Origin of the sequence: Bradyrhizobium sp. ERR14 (assembly GCF_014198235.1) — a bacterium.
Taxonomy (GTDB): domain Bacteria; phylum Pseudomonadota; class Alphaproteobacteria; order Rhizobiales; family Xanthobacteraceae; genus Bradyrhizobium.
On sequence record NZ_JACIHD010000049.1, the window covers coordinates 1 to 10,074 of the forward strand.

Annotated in this window: 8 protein-coding genes and 2 pseudogenes; 2 read left to right on the plus strand and 8 right to left on the minus strand. The window is 57.1% G+C overall.

Annotated features, from left to right (window positions below; translation table 11 throughout):
• A pseudogene (locus GGD62_RS40215) lies at positions 1-623 on the plus strand (hypothetical protein); the annotation flags it as partial.
• A gap of 419 nt (positions 624-1,042) precedes the next feature.
• Here the strand turns inward: GGD62_RS40215 and GGD62_RS41380 are convergent.
• From GGD62_RS41380 to GGD62_RS40235, 6 genes and pseudogenes are all read right to left on the minus strand, one after another.
• Complete coding sequence (locus GGD62_RS41380; RefSeq protein WP_246800566.1) at positions 1,043-1,330, minus strand: hypothetical protein; 288 nt, start codon at positions 1,328-1,330, stop codon at positions 1,043-1,045.
• A gap of 24 nt (positions 1,331-1,354) precedes the next feature.
• Positions 1,355-1,681 carry a hypothetical protein gene (locus GGD62_RS41385; protein WP_246800568.1) on the minus strand — a complete coding sequence of 109 codons (327 nt, stop codon included), beginning with the start codon at positions 1,679-1,681 and terminating at the stop codon, positions 1,355-1,357.
• Complete coding sequence (locus tag GGD62_RS41390) at positions 1,678-1,932, minus strand: transposase (protein WP_246800570.1); 255 nt, start codon at positions 1,930-1,932, stop codon at positions 1,678-1,680. Before GGD62_RS41390 ends, GGD62_RS41385 begins: the two co-directional genes overlap by 4 nt.
• 428 nt (positions 1,933-2,360) lie before the next feature.
• A pseudogene (locus tag GGD62_RS41400) lies at positions 2,361-3,390 on the minus strand (oleate hydratase).
• Between the two features lie 39 nt (positions 3,391-3,429).
• A complete protein-coding gene (locus GGD62_RS41405; RefSeq protein ID WP_312014342.1) occupies positions 3,430-3,663 on the minus strand; it encodes an oleate hydratase in 234 nt (77 codons plus the stop codon).
• A gap of 166 nt (positions 3,664-3,829) precedes the next feature.
• A complete protein-coding gene (locus tag GGD62_RS40235; RefSeq protein WP_183714768.1) occupies positions 3,830-4,588 on the minus strand; it encodes a glucose 1-dehydrogenase in 759 nt (252 codons plus the stop codon).
• A gap of 1,084 nt (positions 4,589-5,672) precedes the next feature.
• Here GGD62_RS40235 and GGD62_RS40240 point away from each other — a divergent pair.
• Positions 5,673-6,446: an acetoacetate decarboxylase family protein gene (locus tag GGD62_RS40240; RefSeq protein ID WP_109146014.1), complete on the plus strand. Its 774-nt coding sequence runs from the start codon at positions 5,673-5,675 to the stop codon at positions 6,444-6,446.
• A 960-nt stretch (positions 6,447-7,406) separates the two neighbouring features.
• Here GGD62_RS40240 and GGD62_RS40245 read toward each other — a convergent pair.
• Together GGD62_RS40245 and GGD62_RS40250 are read right to left on the minus strand one after the other, a co-directional pair.
• Entirely contained in the window at positions 7,407-7,793 is a 387-nt protein-coding gene (locus GGD62_RS40245; RefSeq protein ID WP_183714772.1) for a hypothetical protein, read from the minus strand.
• A gap of 298 nt (positions 7,794-8,091) precedes the next feature.
• On the minus strand, positions 8,092-9,027 hold the full coding sequence (locus GGD62_RS40250; RefSeq protein WP_246800574.1) for an outer membrane protein: 936 nt from the start codon (positions 9,025-9,027) through the stop codon (positions 8,092-8,094).
• Between the last annotated feature and the right edge of the window lie 1,047 nt (positions 9,028-10,074).

Sequence of the window (10,074 nt, forward strand, 5' to 3'; positions counted from 1 at the left end):
CATCAAGGGCCGGCGGCGAGCTGCAGCTGATCGTCGCCACTCATTCGCCAAACCTGTCGGCATGGGTTGAGAGCAAAAAACTCCTCTTTTTCCGGTCGTTCCTGCCCGCGCCGATGGGCTCGGCGGGGACGATAGCAGAGGAGGCGCAGCCGCTCGCTGGTCTCCCTGCCGAGAGGATGCCGGAGATCGAGCCGCATCCGATCATGCCGGTCGGCCGTCCGAGGCCGGTAACACGTTGCGTCCCGCTGGCAGCGTTACCGCTCGATCCGGTCGAGCGCCGGAGGGCCGACCGTTATCAGGACATGATCAAATCGGCCTTCCTGTTTGGCGGCCGCGTGCTGCTCGTAGAAGGTATTGCCGGAGCGCTGCTGCTTCCCGTCATAACCAAGAAGATCGTGTTGAAGGGCGACGCCGACAAGCTGCGCCTAATCCGTTCGCCAGCCTTCGTGCTGATCAATGGGATAAATTTCCGGCCGTACGCCATGCTGTTACTTTCGCCACTTAGCGAGGTTCGAATCTTAGGGGCGGCAGCGCTCGAGCTGTCGGAGCCCGTGCCTATGTCACCGCGGAAATTCGGCGGACCGACGCCGGAGATTGAGATGACGAGATGCTGCGGATCCTGACGCGGGCGAGATACCCGCCGAGCCGGGCGATCTTGATCAGATAGTGCGAGAGCGTTTTCTGTTTTGCTTTTGGTTTGTCGTTGACGAGGCGATCGAGCACGCCGATTTCAGTTGCGTTCAACGCGAGGGCTGGCGGCGCCTCTGGAGCGGAACGGTTGAGCATCGTCATCCAGAAGACCCGCCAACTCAGGATGCAAAAGAGCGAGATCAGGTTGGTCAGACGCTGGGCGGTCCTGAGCTTCGACTCCTCAGCTTTTAGCCCGATTTGAGGATCTTGTGGAACACCTCGATCTTACATCTCAATCCATACCATTCCAGTTTCTCAATGGCGTCGGTGCGGGAACTAACAGGCAGGTCGGTGATCAGCCTCCAATCGATCTTCTTTCTGTTTTTCGGTGTCCCGCGCTCTTCGGCATGGATCACCCGTCAGGGTCAGCGCGGGATAGCGCTTCTGCTTTCCGATCGGCGGCAGGACGTATCTTGCGATACCTGATCTCAAGAACGGCTTGGTCGGGATCGCCGTTGCTGTCTCTGACTTCGATGTGATGGAGCCCCTTGACGGCGACCTCATCCATTTCGTCGGCGATCGTGTGATCCCCGTCTCCAGCCATGATCAGGAAATGAGCTCCGATCTCTGCTGAGCAGAAGAGCTCGTAGATGTCACTCTCGCGATCACCAATATGGATGCATCGTCCCGGATGATCCAAGAGTTGCGTAGACTGCTTGAGATTTTACAACCACTGGACACTTTCCTTTTTCTCGATGGGAATCCGGGTCGGATTGATCTTCTTTTTAAACGCTGCGGTCCCCTTGAATTTCTTCCTCCAGAACTTAACGGCCGCCAACCCCAGCGGCACCCCTTCGATTGTAAGCGCAAGGCTCGAATGCATCAGGATGCCGCAAACCGTGTGCGATCTGAGGCGACTCGCCTTATCCAGTCCACTGTTCATGCTCTTGGTGATGCCGATCGCTTCTGACTTCTCGCGTTGATAGCTGAACTCGGTATCGTGCAGCACAAGAACGAGACCTTCAGTTGCGGCGGCACGATCACGTGTCAATTGGAAATGGCCGGCAGAATGTCCGCTTCGCTGACCCGCTCATTAGAGAAGAAGCGGTAGGCTGCCTTGGTATTCACCCAATCCTGGCAGACAAGCGGAATGCTTTGTCCCATGGCGCTTCCAATCTGCGTGAGCAGTTTGCGAAATCTGTCGCCGAGCCGCGCGTCCCTAAAGTCGCATCCACTACTCTCTCGATCAATCGAACATTCACCTTCCAAGGACGGCAAACAGCCTTTGGCCGATCGATCCATTAATGTCAGCTCATAGAGCACCCCCTCGCGAATCAGGTGCTCAGCAAGGAATCACAAGTGATTTTTTCGATTCAAGATTTCGCCGATCAGCGGATCAGCCCGAGTGGTCAAAGTTATGGGTAATTGAACGCCGGTGGAAGGGTGGAAGCCGCCCCTTCATGGATCGGGCTCGAGCGTGAGATGGTTTGCTCATTGATATTCGCCAGCCTGGCGCGCAGATCGCCGCGATCCGCGAGGCTGTCCAATCTAGGCAGCTTCTACTTTGCGTCTAAGGTGCCCGTTGACATCAGCGCAAGGAGTGGAAAGCCCCATCTGGTCACCTTGCGCGCGCTATCTCCGGACATCAACGTCGATGGTAGTGTCACCGCACGGGAGAAGCACGGCACAGCGCGTTGCTCAATGTCCGCTGCGTCAGACAGCGTCCCACCTCAACTCAGGTAATACTTATTGATCAGTTCACCAAGCTCGGTTGAGCTAATCTTCTTCAAAGGAACGCTGGTCCTGGATATCGACGCCATCCGAACCGAGTATTCCGTCGTGAAGATATAATCCTGCTCGCCCGACTCCGCGCATTGGCCGATGAATGCAAAATTGACCGCATCTTTAGGCACAACATCTGGCCGGTCGCCCACCTGCCGCGGCATGAACAAGGAAGTGACGTAGGGTATCATCACCGGCGCCGTTTTGGCGGCCCTCGCGGCGAGTTTCGAGATGCTCGCAACCGGCACACCGATAAAGCCATTCTTGCGTGATTTCCTCGCTCGTACATTCTTGCATCGGTTTCTTCACGTAATCACCGTCTTTCTCGACGAACAGTGAATAGACCCAGACGACGACCGGATCGCGGGGCTGGTGCTTGAATGCGGCTGGCGGTTTGCGGTCCAAATAAGCAACCAGCTCGAATCTTTTACCGTAACGATAGCCTCCTGTGACGACCCTGCCTCTGAATGGATCGCGTTTGGCGATCTTACGGATGTACCCGGGAATGCGTGCGTCCAGGGTCGTGATCGTGGCCGATTCCCATTTGGTTACAGCGATATTGCGTCCAAAGGCGTTTGGACGGCCAAAGGCGGTATCTTTAGCAGCAATGCGCCGCCACAGATCCCAGGCGGGCGCCGGCCCTCGTCGAGCCTGGACGCCGTATGATGGCCCCCATGTCCGAGTTCTCGGTAAGGGACCCAATCGTCATGAAAACAAGATCGTCGGGACCAATTCGACGCTGCCGGCAATACCATTCTCCAGCCAGTGGATGCCTGTGACTTGCTTGCGTCCGCGCTTTATGTCGAAATCGATATCAGTGGCTTCGACCCCGTAGCGAAAGATGACTCCCTGCTCTAGGAGCCATTTGCATAACGGCAGAACGAGCGATTCGTACTGATTGTACTTGATAACTTTCAACGCACGAAAATCAGGCAGGCCGCCGATATGGTGGATAAATCGATGCAGATAAAGTTTCATCTCGAGGGCCGAATGCCATGCTGAAGTGAGTAGTTCGGATCATCGTTGTTCAGCCAGTAGAATTCGTCGAGGACGCTGGCGCCTTCGGGCTGGAAGCGACAGGATCGAACGGAATAGATTCCAGAGGCACTCGGAATGTTCCTCCATCTCTCGACCACCTCGGATGACGAACCCTCTTTCCGGGTACCAACTACCGTCCAACGCCCCACCTGGAAGGTTCAGCCGCTCAAGAATGGTAATACGATCGCCTCGCATATGCCCGTCGCGGTTCATGAAAGGTCGCTCTGGACAGCGCTGCCAAACCCGAACCAACGAACCACGCCGTATTGCTGTCCACACCAGCGGGCATGCGGGGGCGAGAAAAGGCTTCGTAGTTCCCACTGCTGTAATACATCACAAGCTCAGATCCTGTTTTATGTGACAATTGGTCAACTTCTAGTCAGAAGATGCTTTCGGGCGCCTGACACTTGTACGGGACGCCGATCGTCAGACCGCCATCGACGACGATTTCGGAACCCGTAAGATAAGAGGACTCGTCACTGAGCAGGAACAACACTACCTGCGACACTTCCGGCGGCTCGGCTGGTCGTCCAAGCGGAATGGGAAAACTGGAAGAATCGAAGTCCTTTGTCATCCAGGTGTTGATTAACCCCGGATGGACCGAGTTGATGCGAACCCCAGACGGAGCGGCCTCCAAAGCGGCGGACTTGGTTATGCCTCGCACGCCGAACTTGGAAGCAACGTAGGCGTGAAGCCCTGCACTACCCCTCAGCCCCTCGACCGACGAGATGTTGACGATCGAGCCCCCGCCCGCGCGGCGCATGGCCGGCAGGGCAGCCTGCATTCCCAAAAATACACCGGTGAGATTGACAGCAAGGGTCTTCGTCCACTGCTCGAGCGGAAACTGCTCGATAGGAGCAATACTGGCTATGCCGGCATTGTTGACGAGGCCATGCAGCGCGCCAAACTTGCTCTCCGCAGCCGCGATCGCTTGGCACCATTCCTCTGGCTGAGCGACGTCTTGACGCAGATAGATCGCGGATGTGCCAAGGCCGGCCGCGAAAGCCTCGCCTTCTTTACGAAGAATATCGGTGATCACGACTTTAGCTCCCTCCGCTACCAGCAGGCGCGCATGAGCGGCCCCCATCCCTCGAGCCCCGCCGGTCACCAGAATGACTTTTTCGCTGACACGTCCCATAATTTTGCTGCCTCTCTGGTGGTGCAAGGTTTTTGCGACATCCACTATGCACTATGTCAACTGGCCCTTGGTCGATCTGCTGTGTCCCGCTGCGAAGCCCAAGGCTGTGCGTAGTGCCGTGTAACTCGGCGTGAAAACCAACTCGATAACGATTCCACGTCGTGGACACGCGTCCGCCGTTCATACATTACCGTCGGAGTGTTGAATTGGCATCACGACATTGGGCCACCTTGTTGAGCCCGACGAATCACGACCGAGTTTCCTCCGGAAGATGCGCGTGGACTGCAGGCGATGCAACGCCGGTTCCGCACAGATGCACGTACTGAGCTCTTCGTGGCTGGCCGCGGGAGTGGGGCGCAGAACGCATGAGGTTCTCCGAGTCTTGCGAATTGGAGTATCCATCCTGTGCAATCGGCGCGCCGAGAATCTCGTACGAATGCAAACTCACGCAACTCTTGCAGAGTTGCTACAGCTGTTCCGATCTTCTTACGCGACCTGGGTATCCGCTAGCATGCGTTTCGGGCCATGCACAGCGATAGCGTTTCGACATTAAGGCTTAGTCGAGCCTCCCAAAACTGCGAGGCGTGCGAACTCGTCATGCGTTTATGTCCCAATTGATCATGTCGGACTTTCGACATTCCGCGTGGCCAATCAAACAAGGGGGAAGGCAACAGCAGAAGAGGCGACGGTTGTCGGCGGCCTTCTCGTACATCTTCATCCGAGCGAGTCCTCTAACACCGAATGAGGTGCTTGGCATCGACGTTGCATGCGACAGATAGAGAGGCCTATCGAGTTATCATCATCGTCGGTGAGCACACTTCACGGGAATGAACGCACGATCGTCAAGCTCATTCTGCACCACAGAATTGAGGTGCAGCGCGCAGAACTGTACGCGTCGTTGGCGAGACGATCATGATCAGCGCTCTATGAGCCGAGGGATCACCGAGCTGCATTGGAGGTTGCATCATCGAGGTTGCGTCATCACAGTCTCTTCAGGATGCTTCAAAAACCGAGCACTGTTGCTGAGATGAGTTAGCTGAATCTACAGTTGCGTCCAAACACTCCAAGAGCGAGGAGGAATGCGATGCCCGAGGTAAAAGGTATTCCTCTTGATGCGCCTCTCTACCGTGGGAGCAGAGACCGTGGCAGCGCGTTTCTCGGCTGCCAAGCCATAAACCTTGTATTCAGCGTGGGGAGCGAGGTGTCCTCGCTACTACCGAAGGGATTAGTACCCGTAGCAAACCCTGCAATCGCCGTTGTGGGGGTCGCGAGCTATCCCTCAAGCACTGTGGGGCCGTACTTGGAGTGCTATTCAGGAATTCAAGTTCGTGATCCCGGCGGTGAGACCGGCTTTTACATTCCTTACATTTACGTGACAACGAATGATGCAGCGCTTGCCTCGGGACGAGAGGTTCTTGGTGCTCCAAAAAAGCTGGCGCACATTACTCTGATTAGAGAAGGTGGCCTAATTCAGGGTACGCTCGAGCGTCCAGCTGGCAAGCGCCTGCTGACTCTTACCGCTCAACCGGACCAGCGCATGAGCTCGAGTTCGCAACAGATGTTTTCTGCGCGGACGTATTTCTACTCGGTTCGGCATTTGCCCCCCATCAATGAGCGCGGGAAGGGCGCAGTAACGCAGCTCGTCAAATGGTGCACCGCGCGAACGTTGCGACGTGACGAGCTTGGCGATCAAGTTCAATTTACTGGACCCATCTCCCTAACTTACGACTCACCCTCGATTGTTGATCCCGTGCACAATATTGCACTTGGCGAACCCATGCTTGGCACATACGAGGAGTATGACGCCAAGCTCGAGGTCATTGATATCCTTTCGGAAACCGCAACTCCAGGCAAATAGTGATCGATAAGCTTTAGGAGTTCACCCAATCCTGAGTTCAGCCGCGGGCTCTCGGCGTGCCCATTGATGGGCCATTACAGCGACGCAAGCTAGGGTCCTAACGCACTGCATGAAACACGCAAGGGAGAAGGCTGCCGCGTGCGCCCGCCGCGGGGCGACTTCTCGGTGGTCGACTCGACGGAGAACGTCCGCCTTTCATCGCCATCTAACGCCCGAGACCATCAACGCCGTCTACGCCGACGGCTATGAAAGAACCCGTTGGCTCTCCTATGCCAGCTATGCTGCGCTGGTGCCACTCCACAGCTGCCGAGCAGCCGCGGGCACGTGCGTCGTTGCGTCGTTCGGAACTAGCCGCTTGGTCAGTGCCATGCCAGCGGCGACCTGGTCCCCGCGCAGCGACGTGGCGACCAACGGGTGCCGGCCTCGAAGCGAAGAAGACTGCTCATGCGGCATAATCCGGCTTGCTGCATAATCAGCGAGCTCGCGGATGAAAAGCGGTGATCATCACTGCTGCAGACTGCGAATATGAACAACGTCGATCACTCGCATGATCACCACAACGCTTCAGCGTATCCCTAATGGCTGGCCCAGGGCAGAAATCGAGGCGCTCATGCCAAGGAACCCACGCCGCCAGCGGCCTTTGGCTCGCGGCTTCCGAGTTCTTTCAAGGTGCGCCTGCAGCCACGGTGCGGACCGGCACATAAGCAATGCTGTCGCTGCTCCGATCGTGGCCTTATAATACAAATTGCGGGCACCAATGCCTGGCCGGCCTTCCTGCTCTTACACCCACGTCCGTTTTCAGCAAACGGCGACAATGAGCTGACCACCGGCCGCTCGAAAATGCTTTGCTTTACCGAAGGCGCATTGCCATCAGAACTGGCCGATCAGACGATCTTGGGAAAGTACTAGGCGACCGCCCCAAGCTCGTCGTCGCTTATATGATCTACACGATTCGACTGCTCAACGCTGATGTTGTTGTATCTTGAGATTATCCAACAACTTCGAGCCTTCACTGAACGATTTCGACCAAGATCGCTCTGCCAAGTCCAGATAGCTTTTCAGCAACTCGGAGGGCGTTTTGACCTCAGCAACGACTTTTAGAAAATTGGCGTGATCGTGCAAAGAGGAAGCAGTCAATCTCAAACCGTCTTTCAAAGCCGCCGCGAAGAAGTTTGTCGTTGCTTCGATCGACTTCTGCCAATCTGCAAACACGAATGAAGCGCGCGTGGCTGCCGTCGACTGCTTAGTGTGCTCGGCGGCGCCACCTGGCCCAGCAGCCGATGCCTGGGTCACTTGCGGCGATTGCTGTGTACGGCGTTTCTCGTCTTCAGCTACGCTCGATGCCATTGAACGTCTCCTCTCTGAACTGTAACGTTGTGATTGGTTTCGCGGCTCAGCTCAATCAACCTTCAGAGGGTAACACGATCTCCAATATGGGAGACCTGCCACTTTTGGTAGCCCTGATCGCAAGGACCTGACTTAAGGACGACATTTGACGTGACCAATGCTGGAGGCGGATTGTTCAGTCTGCCAGATTCCCGGTAGGTGCTCCGATGGCTATATTTCGCGGAGAGTCTGAATCGGCATGTCGCAAAAGCCGTGTAGAGAGCGACCAGTGGGTCTATGGCGTCGGCGAAGATGGTGTTCAGGCGTCCTGCGACTTTGGCATCGAAAACCTGATCGAGTTCGTCAGGTTCCACAAAGAAAACCCCAAGCTGCTCAGCGCTGGCACGGGAATGAACCAACCAGCCTGCGGCCTACACCGGCTACACCGGATCGGCGCACCGGCGGGTGCTTTCGCGTACAGCGGCGCATCCGACCATTGCGCCGTCCATGGGTCGGAGCCAAAATGGTAGTTCAAGCCGATCTTTCCGATGTGATAGTTGCTGGAGAGGCCCGTTGTGTTCGCCGGAAGAATTGCGAACGGCGGATTCTGCACCGTCGGAGGAGTCGCGACACTCGGTCCGCCGAAATGCAGATAGTCATACTCAGCTTTCACCGACCATGCAGGCGTAAGCGCTTGCTCGACGCCCAGCCCGATGGTGGCGCCAAGGCGACCATAGTCGAAGTGGGCTTTCTCCTGTGGCGACCCGCCTTCGAAGTTGTTGACGACGTCGCCACGGTTGTTTTGCCAAGCGACGCCTCCCTTGAGATAGGCCAGCGTGTGGCCCAGCGCGCCAAACGCGTAACCGACGCGACCGGTTCCGGTGGCAAAGACGTTGGGACCTGCCTTGCAGTTTGCGCTCACAATAAAGCCGGGGGCGGCGAGGCAGGTATTTGTCCCGTCGGAGACAGCACCGCTGGCATCCAGTTCGACACCAAATACCCAACCGTTCTTCTGCCAATTGTAGCCGATCTGGCCACCGGCGAGGAACACTGGGGTATCGACGACATCGCCATAGATCGACGGACCGTAGGGATTGCTGAAGGAGGTGCGGCCGTAGCCGCCGCCGACGTGCCCGCCAATATAGCCGCCGGTGGCAGTTTCACTCCTGGCTCGAGGTCTGCCGCATTCGTTGCATCGGTTGCGACGAGCGCAATTGTCGTGGCTCCCAAAAGAAGAACTCCAGATCGCATCCATCACGTCCCTGTATTTTCTCGGTCCACGACCGAGCGTCCTTAAGTTATCGCGCAGCAAAACCGTCGGGGCGGACCAGACGCTAACACCGACGCGCGCCGAGTCCGTCCCGAAGACCATCGCACTGCGATTGGTGATGATGCGGCAAAGAGAGCAAGTCGCGTGCCGAAGTGAATTCGCGGGCTCTGCAGGCACTTCGTCGCGGCGTCCGGCGTCAAGTTGCTGACAATGGTCTCAATGCCGACAGCCAGCGCAGCCGGTGCAGTACGTTCGGCTACCGGGACCAAGCGCTCAAGATCGAGCTGGCCGGATTAGACGAGACCTGCGCCGACAAGGGCACGGCCGATGATCGTGATCGATGCGCCGCACTTCCACGCTGCTGTAGTCCTAGGACCGACAAGCCACGTGATCCGAACGCACCCCATCCTCAGCTACATGCTTCGGCTGGGATCGGCAGCGCGTGGTCTCTGATGCCGAGCGCAAGGGATGGCGCGCGACGTGGGTCGATTGACCCGCGCGAGGCCGCCGAGGGCCATCGATTGCAAAGGTACTTTGGGAAAGCCGAGGCGGCCCGGGATCGCGGGACCGCGCACCTTGCGCATATCTCGCGCTTTCCCTTTCGGCCTTTGACTGCGCTGCGAACCAGCTAGAAATCGGCCAGAAGACGCGAGGAAAATTGGCGCGGAAATGGACGCACAAAGCCGCAGTCGAGCTGTGGCTCATCGGGCGAATGCGGCCTTAATTAGCGCAATTTGCGCTAGCAGTCGCCAAGGCGTGTTTCAGAAAGACCCCTAAGACTTGAGTGCCTTTTGTCCGTGTTGTGTAGCACCAGTGTTCGTTCCCCTAGCGGAAGACGTGCGTACGCGCGCCCCGGGCCGGGAGGTATTTTGGCAAGCCCGACTCTCACGTGCATGTGCCAATCTGCCGCCTTCATCGTATGCCTACGGCGGCGAAGCACTAGCAGTCCGCTGAAAAACCAACAAATCCGTTTCCGATTTGGCGTTTCCTATTGGATGTCGTGGGGGATTGATGTCGGAGCGGCGATTGCCG

Coding starts and splice junctions, on each gene's coding strand:
- GGD62_RS41390 (WP_246800570.1), bottom strand. CDS start 1,932: ATGGATCGATCGGCCAAAGGCTGTTTGCCGTCCTTGGAAGGTGAATGT.
- GGD62_RS41405 (WP_312014342.1), bottom strand. CDS start 3,663: ATGAACCGCGACGGGCATATGCGAGGCGATCGTATTACCATTCTTGAG.
- GGD62_RS40235 (WP_183714768.1), bottom strand. CDS start 4,588: ATGGGACGTGTCAGCGAAAAAGTCATTCTGGTGACCGGCGGGGCTCGA.
- GGD62_RS40240 (WP_109146014.1), top strand. CDS start 5,673: ATGCCCGAGGTAAAAGGTATTCCTCTTGATGCGCCTCTCTACCGTGGG.
- GGD62_RS40245 (WP_183714772.1), bottom strand. CDS start 7,793: ATGGCATCGAGCGTAGCTGAAGACGAGAAACGCCGTACACAGCAATCG.
- GGD62_RS40250 (WP_246800574.1), bottom strand. CDS start 9,027: ATGGATGCGATCTGGAGTTCTTCTTTTGGGAGCCACGACAATTGCGCT.